Origin of the sequence: Mesorhizobium sp. IMUNJ 23033 (assembly GCF_044778005.1) — a bacterium.
GTDB classification, from domain to species: Bacteria; Pseudomonadota; Alphaproteobacteria; order Rhizobiales; family Rhizobiaceae; genus Mesorhizobium; species Mesorhizobium amorphae_A.
The window spans coordinates 86,597-109,058 of sequence record NZ_JBJACT010000027.1 but is presented as its reverse complement, the minus strand read 5'-3'; the positions used below and the strand labels follow the sequence as shown (position 1 = coordinate 109,058).

Here is a 22,462-nt window from a genome sequence, read left to right as displayed (position 1 = left end):
AGACGTTGTCGGGATTGTCGACATCGCTTGCCGTCACCGTGCCGGTGGCCGTCACCGGCGCATCGGCGCCGTCCTCGTCGACCGCACCGGTGGTGGTGCCGGCGATGATGGCGGCGTCGTTGGTGCCCAAAATGTCGATATGCACCGTAGTGTGGGTGCCGTCGGCGCTCACCACATCGAAATCCTCGATATAGTGCTGGCCGGCAACGAATTCGTCGTGCGCCGAACTCGCCGTGTAGGTCCAGGCGCCGGCGCTGTCGATGTCGAAGGTGCCGTATGTGCCGGAGGTTCCCACCTGGGCGACGAAGGTCTCGGAGCTGTCGACGTCGGAGATGGTGAGGGTGCCGGATGTGCTGATCGCCGCCGCCGAGTCACCCTCCGTCAAGTTACGGACGTCCGCCGAGAGCACTGCCGCATCGTTGGTGCCCGTGATATTGACGACAATATTGTAGCTCGCGGTTCCGTCCGCCGACGTCACCGTCAGCGTGTCGGTCACAGCCTGCCCTTGCGTCAGCGGGTCGGCAAGCGCCTGGTTAAGCGCATAGGTCCATGCGCCGGTCGTCGTATCGAAGGTGAAGGTGCCGTAGGTGCCCTGAAGGCTTGCCGGGTTCTGGAAATGGTTCTGACCGGCGTCGACATCCGTCAGGATCAGTTGTCCGTGAGCGCTAGGATCGTTGAGCGTTCCGTTGGCGACGCCGCCGGCTTCCACCACGGTCTGGTCAGAGCCTGGGGCCGCGGTGATCGTCGCGCCGTCATTGCTGCCCTGAATGTTGACCGACACGCTGGCCCAGCTCAGCGTTCCGTTGCCGAGCTTGATCGCATAGGTGAACGTCTCATTTATGCTATCCCCAGCACCCATGGCTTGCAGGCTGGAGAAGCCATGCAGCTGCAGATACTGGCTAAGGTTCATCTCGACCTTGCCATTGTTGATGCGGATGAAGACGCCGTCGCCGATGTCCTCCCAGGCAGAGACGCCGCTCACTTGAGCGTCTGCCGTCGTCAGGTCGATCGGCGCGTATTGCTTGGTGGCCGTCGAGGCGGAAGTCCCGTCGTCAATCGAATAGAGGGTCTTTGCGTTTCCACCCAGATCATTCTGCATCACGTTCAGCAGGATGATGGACTGAGGAGCCGACACGATGACGACCGTGTCTTCGGTGTAGTTGAAAACGTCGTCTTTCGCCTGCGGTGTGTTGGAAAACGATGTCGTGGTGCCGCCGGCACCGGTGATCTGAGTAGCCATGTTTCACCCCCTGTTGTTTAACGACAGACGCCCCACCGCCTGTCGACCGATGTTGAAAGACCAGCCGCGTCCCTGCCGAAAATTGTCGCACGCCCGGAATGCCCGAGCCCGGCAGACATCAATTGTGTCAGCGTACCTGTATCAGCGCACCTGAAGGCCCCAACGTCGCCCAGCCGCGGCCAACGCATTGCGTGGCCGGTCACAGGCGGGTGGTAGCTCAAATGGTGATGGCTGCGGCGAAAATGTTCGCCGCGCTGTGCTCCCCAGCCCCTAATAGCGTCGCGTTACCCGTTGTTGCCGGTCGGGCTTATTTTATGCAACGCTCATATTAGGACATTATTAACCCTTCCGGAGAGGAAGCGTCAACAACCAACATGCATAACAGTTAATATCTGGGGGCGACGTCCGTTCCTGCTCATCGCCACAGGACCGGCTGCACGGCGACCAGAAGCATCCGGAATATATCCGCCGAGAACGACTCCAAATTGCGGCAGACGGCCACCGAATCAGCTGGCTTTCATCGTTTTTTCTTTGTGCCGCGAAGAAAGCGAAGATTGTGCGGAAACAAGCTGCAGGAGGCAGGGTGGCTCAAACAGACCGCTGCGCCGATCCCGATTGGCCGCGGACGGATCGAGCTAGCCGCCAACCAGCGACAGGCCGCGGGCACGCTCGCGCAGCAGGGACAGCAATTCACCGCGCCGGGCTTCCGGCGTGTCGACGGGCAACACGAAACACAGCGTCTTGTTGATGGCGCCGTGGCCGTCGTGGATCGGCGCGGCCATGCACCATGTGAAGCGGTCGGCAAGGGCGGCGGTTTCGCTAAAACCTTGCCGGCGCGCCAGGGCGACGTCGGCGAAGAATTCCTCGGGCGCGATGACGCGGCCATCGGGCAGCTTGTAGTCGCCGGCGGGAATGAAGTTCTTCATTTCCTCCTCGCTCATATGGCCGACAAGCAACCGTCCCGACGCCGTCCACGGGATCGACACCTCGACGCCGACATCGCTGGAGATGCGGAACGGGCCGGGCGAATCCCGGCAATCGAGGACGACATATTTGTTGCCGCGCAGGCCGCACAGCTGGACCGTCTCGCCGGTCTCGGCGGCCATCCTGTCCAGCGTCTCGAGGATGCGCCGGTAATGCGCGTTGTGATGCGAGTAAGCCCAGCCGAAGAGATGCATCGCCCTACCGAAATAGACGTAGCCTTCGGTGCCGACATTTTCGAGCATCTCGGCTTCGAGCAGGCTGTTGACGATTTCATAGGTGGTCGAGCGCGGCGCGCCGATCATCTTGGCAATGTCGCCGACACGCATCGGCGCGCGGTGCCTGAGCAGCGCTTCGAGCAACATGATGACGCGGTCGATGCCGCGGCGGCGCTCGCCATTCTGTGGCGCGATGCCGCCCGCTTCGATCAGTTCAGTCACGCCGTCGCTCATCATTAGCATCCGCTCAAAATCATTTTTTGGTCCTCGTCTCAAGACGCTTGAAAGAAGTCAAGGCTCAGTCTAGCATCCCCTTTGTCCGATATACAGACATGATGTCTGAAATACCGGACAAAAGTGAACCGGGCAGAGAAAGTCCAGACGAGAAGACAGGCGGTTGCCGCGACGCGGCAACCGAGTGGTTTTCTCGTGCCGACCCTGCACGTCCGGACACAACCACAGAAGGGGAACAATCATGATGAAACCATCGTTTTTCGCATCCGCCAGCGCCCTTTGCCTCGGTCTCGTCCTGGCTATCGGCGTGGGCTCTGAGGCCAATGCCGCCGCCAAATGCATCAAGGGCGACCGCAAGGCGCCATACACGATCGGCTGGGCCAACATCTATTCCGTGCCGACCTGGATGAAGCAGACGCAAGGCACGATCGAAGCCGAAGTTGAGACGTTGAAGAAGCAGGGGCTGGTCGACAAGCTGGTCGTGACCGACGCCCAGGGCGACGCCAATGTGCAGATCCAGCAGATCCAGTCGATGATCGATTCCGACGTCGACGCCATCATCCTGATTGCCGGTTCGTCGACCGCGCCGGCGCGCGTGATCGCGGATGCTTGTGCCAAGGGCATTGCCATCATCAACTTCGACAGCCTTGTCGATACCGACCAGGTCACCGCCAAGGTCAACACCGATTCCTCGCAGTGGGGCGACCAGGCGGCCAAGTTCCTGATCGACGCCATCGGCGGCAAGGGCAAGATCCTGATCCTCAACGGCCCGGCCGGCGTTTCCGTCAGCGACGACAGGCGCAAGGGCGCCGATGCCGAACTCAAGGCGCATCCCGACGTGACGGTGCTTGCCGAGACCAACACGCCCTACAATGTCGCCCCCGCCCAGGAAGCCGTGACCAGCCTGCTGTTCGCCAACCCCGAGATCGACGGCATCCTTTCGCTCGGCGGCGCGCTGTCGGCGGGCGCGGTGCTGGCGCTCGACAAGCAGGGTCGCGACCAGGTGCCGATCACCGGCGAGAATGCGCGCCAGTTCCTCGAACTGTGGAAGGAAAAGGGCCTGAAGAGCTGGGCGACCATGCAGCCGAACTGGCTCGGCGCCTTCGCCGCTTACACCGCCGTCCAGGCGCTGGAGGGCAAGGACGTGCCGGCTTTCGTCAAGATCCTGCTGCCGGTGATCGACAATTCCAACATCGACGAATACCTCGCCCGGGCCAAGGATTTCCCGGCTGACGGCTACATCTATTCGCCCTACGATGAGGAGCTGTTCAAGAAGCTGCTGGCCCAGAAATAAGCCTGAAGGGTTGTAGCATTGGCAACCATGGCTCCGCTCCTCGCGGCGCGGGGTGTGTCGAAGTCTTTCTTCGGCAACCCCGTTCTGCGCGACGTTTCCATCGCTCTCCAGCCGGGCCGCGTGCATGCGCTGCTCGGCGAGAACGGCGCGGGAAAGTCGACGCTGATCAACCTGCTGTCCGGGGCCTTGCGCCCGGACGGCGGGACAATCGAGGTCGACGGGCGCGCCGTGGCGCGTATGACGCCGGCGCTTGCGAGACAGGCCGGCATTGCTGTCGTGCAGCAGGAGCTCAGCCTGACGGCCAGCCTGTCAATTGCCGAGAACATCGGCCTCGGCGCCTATCCCAAGCGGTTCGGCCTGGTCGACTACTGCGCGCTTGCCGCACGGGCGAAGGCCGCATGCGAACTGGTCGGTCTTCATGAGCCGCTGTCGACGCCTGTCGGGCATCTGTCGCTCGGGCGCAGGCAGATGGTAGAAATCGCCAAGGCGCTCTACCGCAAGCCGGGCGTGCTCATCCTGGACGAGCCTACCTCGTCGCTGTCGGCGACGGAAACCAAGATCCTCACCGACTTGCTGGAGCGCTTGCGTAGCGAAGGCATCGCCATTCTCTACATCTCGCATCGGCTGAACGAAGTCATGACCCTCTGCCAGCATGTCACCGTGCTCAAGGACGGCATCTGCACGGCGGATCGGACCCTAGAAGGAACCGATGCCGCCGGGCTGGTGCGGCTGATGGTCGGGCGTGACCCCGGTGATCTGTTCCCGCAATGGCGGCCTTCCGCGTCGCCCGCCAACGCCGTCTCGGTCCGCAATTTTTCCGCCGGCCTGATGCGTGACGTCGATCTCGACATCAGGACCGGCGAAGTGCTGGGCATTGGCGGCCTGGTCGGGCAGGGGCAGGAGGATCTGTTGCTCGGCCTTTACGGCGCGATTCCGGCCAGGACGGCATCGGCGACCGTCAACGGCGCGTCGGGCCTGCCCGGCGGCGTGCCGAAAGCCAATGCGCTTGGCCTTGCCTATGTGCCGGCCGACCGCAAGCGCGAGGGCCTGCACCTGATCCACACCATCACGACCAACATGATGCTGCCCGCCTTCGCCAGGCTGCCGGCGCTGAAGCTGCGCAGCCGCCGGGCCGAGCGCGAGACGGCTAGAGGTCTTGCCGCCCAGCTTGGTATCAAGGGCGACCTCGCACGGCAGGCGCAGGCACTTTCGGGCGGCAACCAGCAGAAGGTCGCGCTGGCGAAATGGATGCCGCACGACCCGGTGGTGCTGCTGCTCAACGATCCGACGCGCGGCGTCGATGTCGAGACCAAGCGTGAGATCTATTTGATGCTCCGCGCCTTCGCCGCCGCCGGCAAGGCCGTGGTGCTGCTCAGCTCAGATACGCCCGAACTGGTGCATCTGTGCGAGCGCGTCGCGGTGGTGCGGGAAGGCCGCATCGCAGCCATGCTGGAGCGCGCGGCGCTGAGCGAGGAAGCCATCGTTTCGGCCGCGATGGGCGCCGAGAACCGGAAGGTCGCGGCATGAGCACTGTTTCTTCCGTGCGGCCCGCCGGCGCGCTCTATTGGCCGGTGCAGGCGCGCCGCAACATCGGTGTGCGCAGCCTGTTCGTCGTCGTGCTGGCATTTCTCATCGCCTACGGGTTCCTTTTCCCTGGCCTGTTTTCGGCCTCCGGCTTCGCCAAGTTCACCCAGAGCTGGTTCCCGCTGGCGCTGGTCGCCATGGCGCAGGCGATCCTCATGCTCACCGGCGGCATCAGCCTGGCGATCGGCGCTACCGTCAGCCTCGGAGCGGTCATTGCCGCGACGACGATGGCGGGACCTCTGGGCGTCACAGGCGGCGCCGCTGCGGTGGCGCTGACCGGCCTTGGCATCGGTGCTGCGACCGGCTTCATCGTCGTGCGGCTTCGCCTGCCGGCGATCGTGGTGACGCTTGCCGGCTCCTTCATCATCGGCGGTGCAGCACTGCTGATCCTGCCCAGGCCCGGCGGCGCCATTCCCGAATGGCTGTCCAACCTGCTTGCCGGCGACACGCCCACGGCCTTCGTGCTTTTGGTGGCGATCGTTCTTCTGTGGAAGCTCTATCTCGCAACGCCGCTGGGCTTGAGCCTCTATGCCGCCGGCGAGAACCCGGTCGGCGCCTATCGCTCCGGCGTGCCGGTCGATGCCGCGCGGGTCGCCGCCTATGCGATCAGCGGCCTTTTGTCGACAGGCGCCGGCCTGTTCGTCGCCGCGCAAACGGGCTCTGGAGATCCTGTCATCGGAGCGGCCTTCACGCTCAACTCCATCGCCGCCGCCGTGCTCGGCGGCATCGGCTTCCTCGGCGGGCAGGGCACGATGCGCGGCGCGCTCGCCGGCAGCCTGCTGCTCAGCCTGATGATCAGCGTCATGTTCTTCCTCGGCTTCACGCCGGTCGCCCAATATGTCGCCCAGGGTCTCATCATCATCGGCGCGGTCGCAATCCCGCAATTCCGCAAGGTGCAGCAATGACAGCATGGAAAGACAGCGCGGGCGGCAGGCGTGTCATGGCGGTCCTCTCCAGCCGGCCATTCCTGACGGTTGCCATCGTCGCCGCGGTCTGGATCGCGGCAAGCTTGGCTTCGCGCGGCTTTGGCGCCTATGGCCATCTGCGCTATCTGGTCGAGCTCGGCGCCGTCATCGGCCTGGTCGCGGCCGGCCAGACCTTTGTCGTGATCGCCGGCGGCATCGATCTTTCGGTGGCGGCCATTGTCACCGTCAGCGCCATCAGCCTGCCGTTGTTGTCATGGCAGGCCGATCCGACCGGCCTTGCCCCCGTGCTTGTCGTGCTGGCACTGACTACGATCATCGGCTTGGTCAATGGGCTCGGCGTGGCATTGTTGCGCGTCCACCCGATGATCATGACACTGGCCATGGCGACCTTCCTGCAGGGCCTGCTGATCATCATTGCCGGCGGCAGCGCCGTCACCGCCGAGAACCCGCTGGTCCATTGGCTCGGCAATGCGCGGCCGGCCGGGATTCCGGCCGGCGTGCTGCTGTGGGTGGCCGTTTCGGTGATTGTGTTGACGGTCATGCACGCGACGCCCTTCGGTGCCCGCATCTTCGCCATGGGCGCCAATCCACTCGCCGCTGCATTGTCCGGGGTGCCAGTCACGTCGACGACACTCGCCGTCTACGGTATCAGCGGCTTTACCTCGGGCCTCGCCGGCGTGCTTGTGCTGGGCATGAACGGGCAAGGCTATGTCGGGATCGGCGATCCCTATCTGCTCGCCTCGATCGCCGCCGTCGTGCTTGGCGGCACGTCGATCCTCGGCGGGCTTGGCACCTATGCCGGCACCATTCCCGGCGCGATCCTGCTGGTGACGATCACGGCGTTGATCACCGTCGTCAACGCGTCGCCCGGCTGGCGCAGCATCCTGTTCGGTTCGCTGATCCTGGGCCTGCTGCTGCTCTCAGGCCGGGAGCAGGCCCGCAGATGATGCATCGTCCAGCCGATAGATGCGTTTCGCGTTGCCGAAGAACAGAGCCGTCTGCTCGTCCGCGGAAAGGTCCGCTGCAATGGCCTTGAAGCTGTCGTACACCTCGTCGAACGATGCGTGCAGACCGGCGACCGGAAAATCGCTGCCGAACATGGCCCGCTGCGCGCCGAAGCAGTCGATGCAATGCAGGACGACCGGCCTCAGGCTGTCGAGCGTCCAGTCATGATCGTAGGCAACCAAGTCCGAGATCTTGACGGCGACATTGTCGCGCTCCGCCAGAAGCCGCAGCACGTCGCGCCACCTGCGCATGCCTTCGGCGTCGCGGTCGATCGGGCTGCCGCAATGGTTGAGGACGAATTGTTGGTCGGGGAACGCGGCGGCAAGCCGCGCCGCATCGCCGAGCTGGCGCGGAAACACCATCAGGTCGAAGGAGAGACGGTGCGCGCCAAGCAGGGAAAGGCCGGCGCGCCAGGCCGGATCGTCCATGATGCCATCGCGGGCGGCGAAGCGGCGCACAGGATCGGGATCCCAGCTCAATATATCGCGCACGCCGACGACGCGGCCGAATGCTGCCTGCGCCTCGAGCAGAGCAGGTGCTTCTCGGCTGGCAAGAGGTACGTGCACGACGTAGCCGGCAGCGACGCCGCGCGATTTGTCGAGCGTCTCCAGCCAGCGCGTTTCGCCAACGCAGTCTTCGCTCGCCCAGCCGGCCTCGACATGGACGGTGGCGACGACATCGTGCCCGGCGGCGTCGCGTCGATAATCCTCGGGGAGATAGTTGCGGCGCAGCGGGCCAAGTTTGCCCAGGCCGCCACGCTCGCCGGCCGTGGCGGCGAGCCAGGGATGCCGGCCGAGGCCGAGATCCCAAAGGTGATGATGGGCGTCGATGATCGGTCCGGCATAGGGTTTAGGCACGGGTCTCTCTCAAGGTCGGACCGGCTTCGGCATTCGATCCGGGCTTCTACATGCGACGGCGAAAGGGGTAGCATCGGATGAACGAAAACACACCGGTTCCGCCGCTTGTCGTGCGTGAAAATATTCTGCTCGACGACCGCATCCGCGGTGTGCCGCCCGGCACCTCCGAGCTGGACGGCAGCCTTGTCGGGTCACAGTGCTGGCATCCGGCCGAGGGTCGCATGTCGTTGCCGGTGCTGACCCTCGACGAAACAGCTTTCGCCACCAATCGCGACCTGTTCCTGCGCTATGCGCGTGAGCAGGGTGTCGCGATCGCGCCGCATGCCAAGACGCCGATGGCGCCCGATCTTGCCCGGTCGCTGGTCGAGGCTGGAGCCTGGGGCACGACCGTTGCCGATATCAGGCAAGCTACGGTGATGCTGAAAGCGGGGCTGACGCGGCTGATCATCGCCAATGAGGTCGGCGGCACAGGTGGCGCGAACCGGCTGGCGACGCTCGCCGGTGCCTGGCCAAACGCCGAGCTTCACGTTTTTGCCGACTCGGTCGATGCCGTGAATGCGCTAGCCGGGGCCTGGCGTGCCAGTGGGGCGCTCGCTCCCTTGCGCGTGCTGGTCGAACTTGGGGCGGGCAGGGCGGGCGCACGGACCACCGCCGAGGCCGAGGCGATCGCCGATGCGATCACGGCAACCAGCGGGCGGCTACTGATTGCCGGTGTCGCAACCTATGAAGGGGCCGCGGCGCAACCCGATCCCGGCCGCACGAACGAGGCGGTATCGGCGCTGCTGGCGACGACAGCCGACATGTTCCTCAGGCTGCGCGCCCGCGTCGGCGGCGGCGTGCCGCTGATCGCCACGGCCGGCGGTTCGATCTTCTTCGACAAGGTGGTCGCAGCACTTTCGCCTGTGATTTCAAGGGACGGCAAGGCGACGCTGGTGCTGCGCAGCGGCGCCATCTTCTTCCACGATCATGGGATCTATGACCGCTCGCTCGGCACGCTCGACGCCCGCAAGGGTTTTGCGATCGGTGGCGTCGATGCGTCCGCGCGCAACTCCGTCCGTCCGGCCTTGCGCGTCTGGGCCGAAGTGCTGTCACGGCCGGAATTCGGCCTCGCCATATGCGGCATGGGCATGCGTGACGTCTCATTCGACCAGGGCTTTCCGACGCCGCTGACGGTGTTCCGCGACGGCAAGCCGGTTTCGTCGCAGCCGAGGGCCGAAGTCTTCAAGCTCAACGACCAGCACGCCTTCCTGTCGCTTCAGCCGGGCGCGGACATCGCCGTCGGCGACGTCGTCGAATTCGGCATCTCGCACCCCTGCACCTGCCTCGACCGCTACCGCGTGATCTTTGGTGTCGACGATACCGGGCACATCCGCCACGCCTTTCCAACCTATTTCGGCTGATCAGGCCCCCAAAAGAGAACCACGAAAGGATCCGATATGATCAAGTATTTCCAGTCCGGCCCGCGCATGTCGCAGGCTGTCGTCTATGGCGGCCTCGTGCACATAGCGGGCCAGGTGGCCGACGACCGCAAGGCCGGCATCGAAAGCCAGACCAGCGACGTGCTGGCCAAGGTCGAGGCGCTGCTGGCCGAGGCCGGCAGCAGCAAGTCGAAGCTCGTCGCGGTCAACATCTTCCTGCCGCAGATCGGCGACTTCGAAGCCATGAACAGCATCTACGACGCCTGGGTCGATCCTGAGCGCCTGCCGGCTCGCGCCTGCGTCGAGGCGCGCCTTGCCGATCCCGATTTGCGCATCGAGGTCACCGCGGTCGCGGCGGTCTGAGGCCATGCATACCGGCCTCGTCCACACGCTCGACTTCGACCGCGCCGGCAAGATGCTCGGTCACCTCAGCATCCCGTTCTCGATCGACCGTTCGCCCTATTTCCAGATCAAGGTGCCGATCTGCCTGATCCGCAACGGCGAAGGCCCGTCACTGCTTTTGATGGCCGGCAACCACGGTGACGAATATGAGGGCGAGCTGTCGCTGGCAAAGCTGGTGCGCAGGCTCGACCCGAAGCAGATCAAGGGTCGCATCACCATCCTGCCGATGGCGAATACGCCGGCGGTGATGGCCGCCAAGCGCTGCTCGCCACTCGACGGCGGCAATCTCAACCGCGCCTTTCCGGGCGATCCCTCTGGCACGCCGACCAGCCGGCTCGCCAAGTTCCTGGAGACGGATTTGTTCCCCCGCCACGATGTCGTCTTCGACATCCATTCGGGCGGCACGTCGATGGAGCATCTGCCGACCGCGCTGGTCGAGCGCAACGCCGATCCCGGGTGCCACAAGCGCGGCGTGGAGCTGATGCGCGCGCTCGGCATGCCCTATGGCTTCGTCGCTGACAACGGTCCATCGTCGCCGACCTCGATGGGCGCGGCGCGCCGGGCCGGCGCCATCGGCGTCAGCGGCGAGTTCGGTGGCGGCGGTACCGCTACAGTCGATTCGATGGCACTCACCGCCCGCGCGTTGGACAGTCTCATGGTTGCGTTGGGCGTAGTCGAGGCGCCAGTCCTGGCGCCGGAGGCCGTGCCGGCGGCGCCGACGCGGTTGTTGTCGCTGTCCCGTCACAGCCAGGGCATCTATGCCACTCGCCGCGGCTGGTTCGAGCCGGCAGTCAGGCTCGGCGATAATGTGACTTCAGGAGAATTGGCCGGCTGGTATCACGATCTCGAGCGGCTCGATCTCGCTGAGGAAGCCCTGCACTTCGCCGAAGGCGGCATCGTGCTGTCGCGTCGGCTGCATACGATGTGCGAGGCGGGGGACTGCCTCATGCAGGTCGCCGAGCCGGTCGAGGGCTGACCATGAAGCCGTGCCAGGATCAGGACTGAGGATATTTCATGCAGGTTTCGATGTGGACCTATCCCTGGGACATCCAGGATCTCGGCCTGGATGCGGTCGAACGCGACCTCGTGGAGCGCGCCGGGCTCAATATGATCAGCCTGGCGACCTCCTATCATGCCGGCCGCTTCCTGCAGCCACGCAGTCCGCGCCGGAAAGCCTATTTCCCGGAGGACGGCACCATCTATTTCAAACCGACGGCCGCGCGCTGGGTGAGCCTCGCCATCCAGCCCAAGGTGGCCGACGTGATCACGCAAGGCGGCGACGTTCTCGGCAATCTTGTCCGCCGGCGCGACGCTGGTGGGCTCGGGGTTTCGTGCTGGACCGTCTGCTTGCACAATACGCGCCTTGGCATGCTGCATCCGCAGGCCGTGACCCGCAACGCCTTCGGCGATGCCAATTACTACAATCTCTGTCCCTCGCATCCGGATGCGCGCGCCTATGTCCGCGCATTGGTCGCCGATATCTCGCATGGCTACAGGCCGGACCGGATCGAGCTCGAAAGTCCGTCCTTCATGGGTTTTGCCCATGAATACCATCACGAGAAGGATGGCGTCGGGCTGACGCCGGAAGACGACTTTCTGCTGTCGCTGTGTTTTTGTCCCGCCTGTCTCGCCCGTGCGGCTCAGGCCGGGATCGACGGTGAAGCAGCGCGCAAATTGGTCAGGCAATGGATCGCCGAGACCTGCGAGCGCGCGGTGCCGGAACGGCGCTTCGCCGATTTTCCCACCGGCGGTCTCGATGTCTTTCTCCCGTGGCCGGAGCTGCACGCCTATCTCATCTGGCGGTTCGAGCCGGTGACCAGTCTGGTCGCGGAACTGCGCGAGGCCGCTCACCCCGGCACGCGTGTCGTCATCATCGATCTGAAAGACGGCTGGCTTGGCGGCTGCGATCTCGAAGCACTCGGCAAGGTCTGCGACGGCGCGATCCTGTGCGCCTACGACATGCAGGCCGGCGATGTCGCAAGCCTGATGGCGGCGGGTCGCGCGGCGCTCGGACCTGAAAAATTCCTTGGTACAGGCTATCGCCTCTTCTATCCGGAGATGGCCGGCCCCGAAGTGCTCGCCGCCAAAGTGAAGCCGGCGAAAGCGCCGAGTGTCGATGGCATCAATTTCTACAATTACGGCCTTGTTCCGGCCGCCCGGCTCGACTGGATAGGGGCAGCATTGTCTGCTTGAGCACGCCGACACGGCCAGCGTCGGTGCGGGCGATCGGGAACGCCGTGCGATGGCGCCCGATGGGTGCGCCGGTGCGGTTTCTCGCCGCGGCTCCGACACCAGGCAGGAACGATCTGCGGGTTGATGCATTTTGCCCTTGGCCAATCACGAGGGGATCCATGCGAATTGCTCATGTCGCGCCGCTTTACGAGTCGGTTCCGCCCAGGCTGTATGGCGGCACCGAGCGCATCGTTTCCTACCTGACCGAGGCGCTGGTGGATTTGGGCCATGAAGTGACGCTGTTCGCCAGCGGCGACAGCCGGACCTCGGCGAAGCTGGTGCCCGGGCGCGAATGCGCGCTTCGGCTTGATCCGCGCCCGAAGAAATCCGAAGTGGCGGCGCATCTTGCGATGCTGGCGGAGGTGCGCGAGCTGGCTGACCAGTTCGATGTCATTCATTTCCACCTTAGCCACTTCCTGCATTTTCCCTTCTTCAAGGATATGGCGGAGCGAACGGTGACGACACCGCATGGCAGGCTGGATTATGTCGATCTGGCGCCCGCCTATCGGCGCTTCCCGCGCTTTCCGATGATTTCCATCTCGCATAGCCAAAGGACAGGGCTGGCCGACGCCAACTGGCTGGCGACGATCCAGCACGGGCTGCCGGTCGATATCTACCAGCCGATTTTTGAGACGGAGGCTGAAGAGCCTTACCTTGCCTTCCTCGGCCGGTTTTCGCGCGACAAGCGGCCGGACCGCGCCATCGAGATCGCCAGGCGTTCGGGATTGAGGTTGAAGCTTGCGGCCAAGATCGGCGACGACGATCGCCCCTATTTCCACGAGGTGGTCGAGCCGCTGATCGACGGCGACCGCGTCGACTATGTCGGCGAGATCGCCGAAGGTGAGAAGGCTGAATTCCTCGGCAGGGCTGCCGGCCTGCTCTTCCCCATCGACTGGCCGGAGCCATTCGGTCTTGCGCCGATCGAGGCGATGGCCTGCGGCACGCCGTCGATCGCCTGGAACTGCGGCGCCTTGCCGGAGATCATCGACCAGGGCGTGACCGGCTTTGTCGTCAATTCCATGGACGAGGCGGTGGCTGACGTGCCGGCTCTGCTTCAACTCGACAGGCGAAAGGTGAGGGCCGCCTTCGAAAAGCGGTTTTCCGCGCAGAGAATGGCCCGCGACTATGTAGCCGCCTATGTGCGTCTGCTCGCCGGCTCAACCGAAGCGAAGGCCTCGTGAGCGATAGCGCTTGACCTGGGGCGTGGGGAGCAAACAGGAAAGATGTGACGGATGACAGAGCTCGACGAGCGCAAGCTTGATCCCGCCGTGGCCCTTGCCTCCCTTGACGAGACCGCGCCACGCGAGCCGCATCGGCTGTTCGCGCTTAAGCAGGGTGACTGTTTTGCCGTCACCGATGCCTATGGCGATATCAGAGGCGCCGGCGACGGGTTCTTCCGCGACGACACGCGCGTGCTCTCGGAATTCCGGCTGACGGTCGGCGGCAGGCAGACATCGCTGCTCGGCGCCTCGCTCAGCCAGGACAATGTGCTGTTCACCAGCAACCTCACCAACCTGCCAATGCAGAGTGTCGGCGGTCGCGACATTCCGCAGGGCGCGATCCATATCGAGCGCGTCAGGCTGTTGTGGCAGGACCGGCTGTTCGAACGCATCACGCTTTCCAATTACAGCCAGGAAACCTCGGCCATTCGTGTCTCTCTGCACTTTGCCGCCGACTTCCGCGACATGTTCGAAGTGCGCGGCTCGACGAGGCTAAAGCGCGGCATGGCGCATGCGGCCGAGATGGATGCGACATCGGTGCTGCTTCGTTATGACGGACTGGACGGGTTGGCACGGCTGTCGGCGATCTCGTTCTCGCAGGCGCCCGATCAACTGACGGAGAGCCGCGCTGATTTCCTGATCGCGGTGATCAAGCGCAGCAGCAAGGTGCTCTATATCGAGGTCGGTCCGGAGGCGGCGGACCCCCCCGACCGCGATCGCTTCCGCGCCGCTGCGGCGCGCGCCCGCTTCGGCATGCGGGCCAAGCGCCGCCACGGCGCCACCGTGCACAGTTCGGGCCGCGTCTTCAACGATTGGGTCGAGCGCGCCCGTGCCGATGTGGCGCTGCTCACCACCGAGCTTGCTACAGGACCCTACCCCTATGCGGGCATCCCCTGGTTTTCGACGGCATTCGGCCGCGACGGCGTCATCTCGGCGCTGCAGATGCTGTGGCTCAACCCCGGCCTGGCGCGCGGCGTGCTCGCCTTCCTCGCCCAGCACCAGGCGACGGAGACCTCGCCGTTCAGCGACTCGCAGCCGGGCAAGATCATGCACGAGACCCGCAAAGGCGAAATGGCGGCGCTGCGCGAGCTTCCCTTCGGCCGCTACTATGGCGGCGTCGACACGACGCCGCTCTACATCCATCTCGCCTGCGCCTATGCGGACCGTACGGGCGACATGGACTTCATCGACAGGCTGTGGCCGTCGCTCACTGCCGCCGCCGAATGGACGGAGGAGGCGAGCCGGGCGACCGGCTTCGTCACCTATCAGCGTGCCGCCGAATCCGGCCTCGCCAACCAGGGCTGGAAGGACAGTTTTGACTCGGTCTTCCACGCCGACGGCCGCATTCCCAAAGGCCCGATCGCGCTCGTCGAAGTGCAAGGCTATGTCTTTGCCGCCTTCCGTGGCCTGGCGGCACTTGCGCGCCGCCGAGGCGGATACGCACAGGCCGAGCATTGGGAGAGCCGCGCCGAAGAGATGCGGATCGCCGTCGAGCGTGACTTCTGGCTGGACGATCTCGGCTTTTACGCCCTTGCTATCGACGGCGCTGGCGAGCCCTGCAAGGTGCGGACCTCGAATGCCGGGCATCTCCTCTTCGTCGGGCTTCCCGAACCGGCGCGGGCGCAGATGGTCGCCGATCAGCTTTTGTCCGCGTCCTTCCATTCGGGCTGGGGGCTGAGGACGCTCGCCGACGATGCCGTGTTGTTCAACCCGATGTCCTACCACAACGGATCGATCTGGCCACATGACACCGCCATCTGCGGCGTCGGCCTGGCGCGCTATGGCGAGCGCGAGAGCGTGGTCCGGCTGATGAGCGGCACGTTCGAGTCCGCCGTGCATTTCAACATGCGGCTGCCGGAGCTGTTCTGCGGCTTTACTCGCTCGCCGGGCGAGGCGCCGATCGCCTATCCGGTCGCCTGCCTGCCGCAGGCCTGGTCGGCGGGCTCGGCCTTCATGCTGATGCAGGCCTGTCTCGGCCTGGAGATCGACGGCTGGGATGGCCAAATCCGGGTGACACGGCCAAGGCTGCCAATCGGTATCGACACGCTCACGTTGCGGCATCTGAATGTCGGCGAAATGGCTGTCGACCTGACCTTCCAGCGCGTAGGCGACCGGGTGGTGGCCTTTCTCGCCGATCGCCATGAAGGTTTAGTGCCGCTGATCGTCAGGACGTAGGCGGGATCGGAAAATATCGGAACCGATGGGCCGTTTGTGCGTTGCACAACCGTACCGCCTTATGGCGACCTGTCGCCGGCGACCGGCGGTGGAAATCGAAACAAGAAGAATGAGGCCTGCTATAGGGCCGGTGGCAAGTTGGCGTTTCAATGACTGATTATGGCAGCGACTTTCTGTGGATTCTGATCCTGGCTAGTCTCGGACTTTCCGCTCTCGCGGTGTTTTTCTCGATATCCCGAAGGCATCGCGACAACACACCAGTCGTCCACAGCGCAGGCGAGGACGTCGCTTCTGAAGCGGCGCGCAAGGTGCTCAGGGAAATCGAAAAGAACGGTCAGTCTGTCGATGCGGCGCTGGTCACCTGGTCGCCCGAAACCTTGCGCAAGATTCTTCACGAGGACCTGCCGGAGGCGCAGGTTATCGTGGTTTCGAACCGCGAACCCTATATCCACAACGTCAAGGGTGATGGCGTCGAGCTGGTGGTGCCGGCCAGCGGACTGGTCTCGGCACTGGAGCCGATTACTCGCGCTTGCAGCGGAACCTGGATCGCCTATGGGGGCGGGACGGCGGACCGCCAGATGGTCGACGAGGACGACCGGGTGCAGGTGCCGCCCGGCAATCCCTCCTACGCCTTGCGCAGGGTCTGGCTGACGGAGGAGGAATATCAGGGCTACTATCTGGGCTTTGCCAATGAGGGCCTGTGGCCGCTCTGCCATATCGCCTTCACCCGGCCGATCTTCCGCGCCTCCGACTGGGAGGCCTATGAGGCCGTCAACCGCAAGTTCGCCGACACGGTGGTCGCCGAAGCGCGCAACGAACGACCGATCGTGCTGGTCCCGGATTACCATTTCGCGCTGCTGCCGCGCATGATCCGCGAACGGCTGCCCGAAGCGATCGTCATCACCTTCTGGCACATCCCCTGGCCGAATTCGGAAGTGTTCAGCATCTGCCCATGGCGCGAACGCATCCTCGACGGGCTGCTCGGCAGCTCGATCATCGGCTTCCACACTCAGTTTCATGCCAATAATTTCACCGAAAGCGTCGATCGCTTCCTCGAAAGCCGTATCGAGCGGGCAGATGCGGCCATCTCCTATGGCGGCCAGACAACGCTGGTGCATGCCTACCCCATCTCCATAGAATGGCCGGCGGAACTTCTGGCAAAACTGCCTGATGTCGATACATCCCGCACCAGCCTGCGCGAGCGGTTCGGACTGAAAGCGGACGTCAAGCTGTGCGTCGGCGTCGAACGCCTCGATTACACCAAGGGCATTCTCGACCGTTTCCAGGCGCTGGAAGAATTGTTTATTCGGTATCCCGAATGGGTTGGGAAGCTGGTTCTCCTGCAGATCGCGGCACCCAGCCGCGGTACGCTGCCTGCCTACAAGCAACTCCACGATGAATGCCATCGCTATGCCGAAGAACTCAACCAGCGCTATGGCAGCAAAGGCTACAAGCCGGTGGTCATGGTGGCCGAGCATCACTCGCAGGAACAGGTCTACGAGATCTATCGCGCCGCCGACATCTGCATGGTCACCAGCCTGCATGACGGCATGAACCTCGTCGCCAAGGAGTTCGTCGCGGCGCGCGACGACGAACAGGGTGTGCTGATGCTCAGCACGTTTGCCGGGGCCTCGCGAGAACTGCTGGAGGCACTGATCGTCAATCCCTACGATCCGGCAATGATGAGCGAGGCGCTGTTGCAGGCGCTGACCATGACGCCCGAGGAGCAGCGGCAGCGCATGCGCCCGATGCGCGAGATGGTCCGCGACAACAATGTCTATCGCTGGGCCGGCAGCATGCTCCTGGATGCGGCCCGCCTGCGCAAGCGCAGCGAGCTTGACCGGGTCACCGCCGTCGCCGAGCGCTCGGCGAACGCAAACGTCGACAATGTCGTCTCCATGGTCGAGCGCAGACGCATGGCGGCCGGACTACGATGAGGATCGCAAAGCCGATGACACCGAATTTGCCGGAGGGAAAATGGGCACTTTTCCTCGACATAGACGGCACCTTGCTCGAACACGCCGCGCATCCGGACAGCGTCTCGGTCAGCGATGAGTTGCGCCAGCTCATGCAAACGATGGAGCGGCGACTGGACGGTGCCGTCGCCTTTGTCACCGGACGCTCGGTTTCCGCGGTCGACCGGCTGTTTCATCCCCTGAAGATGCGCGTCGCCGGCCTTTACGGGCTGGACCACCGGCTGACGCCGGACGGTCCGGTCGAGGCTGCGGACGAACCGGCCGATATCGCCGCATTGGCCGACGAGATCGAAGCCGAACTCGGCAAGGGTGTCTATGTCGAACGCAAAGGTCCGGTTCTGGCGGTCCATACGCGCGCCGCACCGCATCTGCTGGCGCGGGCAACCAGGCTGGTCGAGATGGCGCTGGACCGGCTGCCCGAGGGATATCGGGTGATCGCCGGCAATGCCGGGGTGGAACTGATGCCGCTCGAAGCCGCCAAGGGAGCGGCCATCCGGCGCTTCATGGAAATCCCGCCCTTCATCGGCCGGCGCCCGGTGTTCCTCGGCGACGACACGTCGGACGAGAACGGCTTCGAGACTGTCAATGGCGAAGATGGGATCTCGATCCGGATCAAGCCGCGAGGCCCGACCGCGGCGCGCCATGTGATTGCCGACGTCACCGATGCCATCGCCTGGCTTCAGGCCAATTTCGGTGACCCTGCCAAGGGCGCCGGTCGCGATGCCGCCGAATAGGCCTTAGCGGTTCATCGTTTCACGGAAACGCCGAACCGCTCTATCTCTTTGTTTTGACGCAATTTCGGACGGAAAACCGCTACGCACTTTTCCTGGAATTGCCCTAGACCGGAAACAGGAAGGCGGCGCCCGGATCGAAAAAGACTTGTCGGCGGTTGGGGGTGGCATCGTGCGCGGCCATGGCGGCGGAGGTCGGCCTGATGTCGATCTCTTGTCCGGTGGTGGTGCGCGCAACGATGCGCCGGCGTTCGCCATAGAAGGCGATGTCGACGACATCGACGGTGAGTTCGGCGCTCGCCGGGTTCCGCTCCAGGCGAAACGCCTCGGGACGGATCATCAATCTGGTCTTTTGTCCCCGTTCGAAACTGCTGTTCGCGCTTATGCCTGAGACGAGCGAGCCGTCGGCGAGACGGATGGTTGCCGCGCCGCCGACCGTTTCGAGATGCTCGGCGGCCAAAAAGTTCGAATTACCGATGAAGCCGGCAACGAAATCGGTCGCCGGCCTGAGATAGAGGTCCTCGCCGGTGCCGGTCTGCTCGATGCGGCCGTCCTTGAACAACGCGATACGGTCCGACAGGTGCAGCGCCTCTTCCTGGTCGTGGGTGACGTAGAGAATGGTGACGCCGGTCTCGCGATGGATGCGGCGGATTTCGGCCTGGATTTCCTCGCGCAGCTTCTTGTCGAGCGCCGAGAGCGGTTCGTCCATCAACAGGATCGGCGGATCGTAGGCCAGCGCGCGGGCGAGCGCGACGCGTTGCTGCTGTCCGCCCGACAGCGCGCCGGGCAGCCTTTCGGCAAAGCTCTCCAGCCGCACCAGAGCCAGCATGTCGGTGACTTTCTTCTTCACCTCGGCGTCGGGTCGGCGGCGAACGCGCAGCGGAAAGGCGACGTTCTCGGCGACGCTCAGATGCGGAAACAGCGTGTAGCGCTGGAACACCATGCCGATGTTGCGCTTGTGCGAGGGCACGGCGAGCAAAGACTTGCCCTCGAGCAGGACGTCGCCGGAGCTCGGATCCTGGAAACCGGCAATGGCGTAGAGCGTCGTCGATTTCCCGGAACCGGAGGGTCCGAGGAAAGTCAGGAATTCGCCCTTGGGAATATCCAGCGTCACGTCATGCACTGCCGTGAAGGCACCGAATGCCTTGCGTAATTTGCGGATCGAGAGGAAGGGCTGGGTCATGTCTTGAACTTTCGGCGCAGCAGGGCCGCCACGATCATCAGGGCAAGGGTCAGGCCGACCAGCAGGCTGGAGGCGGCGGCGATCACCGGGCTGAGGTCGGCGCGCAGACTGCCCCAGATCTTGACCGGCAAGGTCTGCAAGGTCGGGCTCGCCATGAAGATCGCGACGACGACTTCATCCCACGAGGCGAGGAAGGAAAAGATCGCGGCGGAAAAGATGCCGATGCGGATCGACGGCAAGGTGATCCGGAGCTTGGCCTGGAGCGGACTGGCGCCGCAGACGATCGCGGCATCCTCGATCGACTTGTCGAAGCCCTCGAGCGCGGTCGCGATCGGGATGATGGCGAAGGGTAAGGCAAGCACGGTGTGGGCGACGACGAAGCCGATGGTGGTGCCGCCCAGCCCAAGCCGGAGGAAGAAGGCGTAGATGGCGATCGCGAACACCACGACCGGCAACACCATGGGGGTCAGCAAGAGGCCGCGCAGGATTTCGCGCCCACGGAAATTGCCGCGCACCAGCGCGAAGGAAGCAAGCAGGCCGATCAGCACGGCAAGGATCGCCGTCAGCGCGGCGATGCGGGCGCTGGTCAGTGCTGCTTCGAGCCAGGACGGATCGGCGAACAATTCCTGATACCATTTCAGCGTCCAGCCGGGTGGCGGGAAGGCCAGCCAGCGCGACGAGCCGAACGAGAGCAGCACGATGAACACCACCGGCAGGAGCAGGAAGGCGGCGACGAGCGCGGTGAAGCCGAGCAGGGCAGTCTTCAGCCATCCCATGCGGTCGTAGTCGAGCAGCATCTCAGATGCCTCCCGTTGCGCGTCTGGCGCCAACGAGGCGCAGCTGCAGCGCATAGAGCGCCATGGTCGCGATAAGCAGGATGAAGGCTGCGGCGCTGCCCAGCCCCCAGTTGAGCAGCGACTGGATCAGTTGCGCGATCATCTCCGCAAGCATCATGTTCGAGGTGCCGCCGAGTAGCGCCGGGGTGACGAAATAGCCGAGCGACATGACGAACACCATCAGGCCACCGGCGGCGACACCGGGCAGCGACAGCGGCAGCAGGATGCGGCGGAAGGCCTGGAAGGGGCTGGCGCCGCAAAGGGCTGCGGCGCGCAGCGTCATCGGGTCGATGGCGCGCAAGGTACCGACCAGCGGCAGGATCATGAAGGGCAGCATGATGTAGACCATGCCGATGGTGACGCCGGTGAGGTTGTTGATGAGCGGCAGCGGCTGGTCGATGATGCCGGTGGCCATCAGCGCCCGGTTGATCACGCCGGTGCGCTGCAACAGTACCATCCAGGCATAGGTGCGGGTAAGCAGGTTGGTCCACATCGACAGGATGATGATGCCGAACATGACCGAGGCGAGCGCCGGCGGCATGATGGCCAGCATCCAGGCGACGGGAAAGGCAACGAGGACGGTGACGATGGTGACGACCGCGGCGACCAGGAAGGTGTTGAAGAAGACGCGCACATAGGTGCCGTCGCCGAGCAGTGCCGCATAGTTCTGCAGGCCGGGGGCGGGGTCGGTGACGCTGCGCAAGAGTAAAGCGAGCACCGGGACGACGAAGAAAAGCCCGATCAGCGTCAGCGCCGGCAGCAGGCCGCCAAGGCCTGCCGGCATCCGCATCGTCGCAATGCTCTGCTCAGTTTCCACCGACATGGCGTCACCCGGGTTGCGGAGCGGGACGACCGGGGCCGTCCCACTCCTTGTCACGTGATGGCGGGCTTACTTCGCCTGCCACGCATACCAGCGCTCCGCGATGGCATCGCGGTTGGCAGCCCAGTAGTTCATGTCGAGATTGATCTGACCTTCGACATGGGCGTCGGGCAGCGCCTTGACCGCATCGGCGGGCATTTCGGCCTTTGCCTTGGTGTTGACCGGCGCATAGCCGCTGGCTTCGGCGAATTTCGCCTGGCCGGTCGGGCTGCTTGCCGCGGCCAGGAACTTCATCGCCGCGTCCTTGTTCTTGGCGCCCTTCGGCACGACCAGCACGTCGGCGGCGGTCAGGTTCTGGTTCCAGGACACGCCGACATCGGCGCCGTCCTTCTCCAGCGCGAAGACGCGGCCGTTCCACAGCTGGCCGAACGCCGCCTCGCCGGAGGCGATCAGCTGCTGCGATTCCGCGCCGCCGCCCCACCAGACGATGTCGGACTTGATGGTGTCGAGCTTCTTGAAGGCGCGGTCGAGATCGAGCGGATAGAGCTTGTCGGCCGGCACGCCGTCGGCGAGCAGCGCAATCTCGATGACGCCGGGCGCCGACCATTTGTAGAAGGTGCGCTTGCCCGGATATTTCTTCACGTCGAACATGTCGGCCCAGCCTGCCGGTTCGCCGGAGACGGTGCCCTTGTTCCAGGCGAGGACGAAGGAATAGTAGAAGCTGCCGACGGCATGGTCGGTGGTGAAGCGCGGGTCAAGGTCGGCCTTCGGCACCGCCTTGAAGTCGATCGGTTCGAGCAGTCCATCCTTCGCCGCCTTGATGGCGAAATCCATCTCGACGTCGACGACGTCCCAGTTGACGCTGCCGGCGTCGACCATGGCCTTCAGCTTGCCGTAGTCGGTCGGGCCGTCCTGCAGGACCTTGATGCCGGATGCGGCCGAAAATGGTTCGGCCCAGGATTTGGTCTGGGCTTCCTGGGTCGTTCCGCCCCAGCTGGTGAAGACCATGTCCTCGGCTTTTGCGGCGGTGGTTGCCAGAAGTCCGGCAAGGATGCCGGCGAAGATCAGTTTCATGTCGTTCTCCTCTGTTGTTGTCGTTGTTCGTTGCACTGCCGGGTCATTTTTGCCCG

19 protein-coding genes are annotated in these 22,462 nt (G+C 64.4%); 12 read left to right on the top strand and 7 right to left on the bottom strand.

The features are described 5' to 3' along the window. Both ACFX5Q_RS25525 and ACFX5Q_RS25520 read right to left on the bottom strand, forming a co-directional pair. Nucleotides 1-1,240, bottom strand: a 1,240-nt coding sequence (locus tag ACFX5Q_RS25525) for a VCBS domain-containing protein (RefSeq protein ID WP_404282528.1), incomplete at its 3' end; no start/stop codon positions are given. Between the two features lie 635 nt (nt 1,241-1,875). Next, nucleotides 1,876-2,673 carry an IclR family transcriptional regulator gene (locus ACFX5Q_RS25520; protein ID WP_404282526.1) on the bottom strand — a complete coding sequence of 266 codons (798 nt, stop codon included), beginning with the start codon at nt 2,671-2,673 and terminating at the stop codon, nt 1,876-1,878. A 241-nt stretch (nt 2,674-2,914) separates the two neighbouring features. Here ACFX5Q_RS25520 and ACFX5Q_RS25515 point away from each other — a divergent pair, with 241 nt between their 5' ends. From ACFX5Q_RS25515 to ACFX5Q_RS25500, 4 genes are read left to right on the top strand one after another with little or no spacing between them, the layout of a single operon-like run. Next, nucleotides 2,915-3,967 (top strand): substrate-binding domain-containing protein, encoded by a 1,053-nt coding sequence (locus ACFX5Q_RS25515; protein ID WP_404282524.1) that lies wholly within the window; start codon nt 2,915-2,917, stop codon nt 3,965-3,967. 27 nt (nt 3,968-3,994) lie between these two features. Then, the gene (locus ACFX5Q_RS25510) at nt 3,995-5,494 is read left to right on the top strand and encodes a sugar ABC transporter ATP-binding protein (protein WP_404282522.1); all 1,500 of its coding nucleotides are present in this window, start codon (nt 3,995-3,997) and stop codon (nt 5,492-5,494) included. Further along, nucleotides 5,491-6,456 carry an ABC transporter permease gene (locus ACFX5Q_RS25505; RefSeq protein ID WP_404282520.1) on the top strand — a complete coding sequence of 322 codons (966 nt, stop codon included), beginning with the start codon at nt 5,491-5,493 and terminating at the stop codon, nt 6,454-6,456. The genes ACFX5Q_RS25510 and ACFX5Q_RS25505 overlap by 4 nt, the downstream gene beginning before the upstream one ends. Next, nucleotides 6,453-7,424, top strand: a complete 972-nt coding sequence (locus ACFX5Q_RS25500) for an ABC transporter permease (protein ID WP_404282518.1) — start codon at nt 6,453-6,455, stop codon at nt 7,422-7,424. Before ACFX5Q_RS25505 ends, ACFX5Q_RS25500 begins: the two co-directional genes overlap by 4 nt. On the opposite strand, the gene ACFX5Q_RS25495 is transcribed toward ACFX5Q_RS25500, so the two are convergent. Beyond that, complete coding sequence (locus ACFX5Q_RS25495) at nt 7,398-8,339, bottom strand: amidohydrolase family protein (protein ID WP_404282516.1); 942 nt, start codon at nt 8,337-8,339, stop codon at nt 7,398-7,400. The two genes, ACFX5Q_RS25500 and ACFX5Q_RS25495, sit on opposite strands and share 27 nt — an antisense overlap. A 77-nt stretch (nt 8,340-8,416) precedes the next feature. On the opposite strand from ACFX5Q_RS25495, the gene ACFX5Q_RS25490 reads away from it, so the two are divergent. The 8 genes from ACFX5Q_RS25490 to otsB all read left to right on the top strand — a co-directional run bounded on the left by ACFX5Q_RS25490 (nt 8,417) and on the right by otsB (nt 18,496). Further along, nucleotides 8,417-9,739, top strand: a complete 1,323-nt coding sequence (locus ACFX5Q_RS25490) for an alanine racemase (RefSeq protein WP_404282514.1) — start codon at nt 8,417-8,419, stop codon at nt 9,737-9,739. Between the two features lie 36 nt (nt 9,740-9,775). Then, complete coding sequence (locus ACFX5Q_RS25485; protein WP_404282512.1) at nt 9,776-10,120, top strand: RidA family protein; 345 nt, start codon at nt 9,776-9,778, stop codon at nt 10,118-10,120. 4 nt (nt 10,121-10,124) lie between these two features. Then, a complete protein-coding gene (locus ACFX5Q_RS25480) occupies nt 10,125-11,135 on the top strand; it encodes a succinylglutamate desuccinylase/aspartoacylase family protein (RefSeq protein ID WP_404282510.1) in 1,011 nt (336 codons plus the stop codon). A 38-nt stretch (nt 11,136-11,173) separates the two neighbouring features. After that, the gene (locus ACFX5Q_RS25475; RefSeq protein ID WP_404282508.1) at nt 11,174-12,352 is read left to right on the top strand and encodes a hypothetical protein; all 1,179 of its coding nucleotides are present in this window, start codon (nt 11,174-11,176) and stop codon (nt 12,350-12,352) included. Between the two features lie 158 nt (nt 12,353-12,510). Further along, entirely contained in the window at nt 12,511-13,572 is a 1,062-nt protein-coding gene (locus ACFX5Q_RS25470) for a glycosyltransferase family 4 protein (protein WP_404282506.1), read from the top strand. Between the two features lie 51 nt (nt 13,573-13,623). Continuing rightward, a complete protein-coding gene (locus tag ACFX5Q_RS25465) occupies nt 13,624-15,786 on the top strand; it encodes a glycogen debranching N-terminal domain-containing protein (RefSeq protein WP_404282504.1) in 2,163 nt (720 codons plus the stop codon). 149 nt (nt 15,787-15,935) lie between these two features. Further along, nucleotides 15,936-17,723: a trehalose-6-phosphate synthase gene (locus tag ACFX5Q_RS25460; protein ID WP_404282502.1), complete on the top strand. Its 1,788-nt coding sequence runs from the start codon at nt 15,936-15,938 to the stop codon at nt 17,721-17,723. A 14-nt stretch (nt 17,724-17,737) separates the two neighbouring features. Continuing rightward, a complete protein-coding gene (gene otsB / locus ACFX5Q_RS25455; protein ID WP_404282501.1) occupies nt 17,738-18,496 on the top strand; it encodes a trehalose-phosphatase in 759 nt (252 codons plus the stop codon). A gap of 103 nt (nt 18,497-18,599) precedes the next feature. Here otsB and ACFX5Q_RS25450 read toward each other — a convergent pair whose 3' ends face one another. The 4 genes from ACFX5Q_RS25450 to ACFX5Q_RS25435 form a co-directional block, all read right to left on the bottom strand. Continuing rightward, nucleotides 18,600-19,676, bottom strand: coding sequence for an ABC transporter ATP-binding protein (locus ACFX5Q_RS25450; protein ID WP_404282499.1), 1,077 nt, complete (start codon nt 19,674-19,676; stop codon nt 18,600-18,602). After that, nucleotides 19,673-20,473 (bottom strand): ABC transporter permease, encoded by an 801-nt coding sequence (locus ACFX5Q_RS25445; RefSeq protein WP_404282497.1) that lies wholly within the window; start codon nt 20,471-20,473, stop codon nt 19,673-19,675. Before ACFX5Q_RS25445 ends, ACFX5Q_RS25450 begins: the two co-directional genes overlap by 4 nt. A gap of 1 nt (nt 20,474) precedes the next feature. Continuing rightward, complete coding sequence (locus ACFX5Q_RS25440; RefSeq protein ID WP_404282495.1) at nt 20,475-21,335, bottom strand: ABC transporter permease; 861 nt, start codon at nt 21,333-21,335, stop codon at nt 20,475-20,477. Nucleotides 21,336-21,401: 66 nt separating this feature from the next. Next, the gene (locus ACFX5Q_RS25435; protein ID WP_404282493.1) at nt 21,402-22,406 is read right to left on the bottom strand and encodes an ABC transporter substrate-binding protein; all 1,005 of its coding nucleotides are present in this window, start codon (nt 22,404-22,406) and stop codon (nt 21,402-21,404) included. Nucleotides 22,407-22,462: the final 56 nt, after the last annotated feature.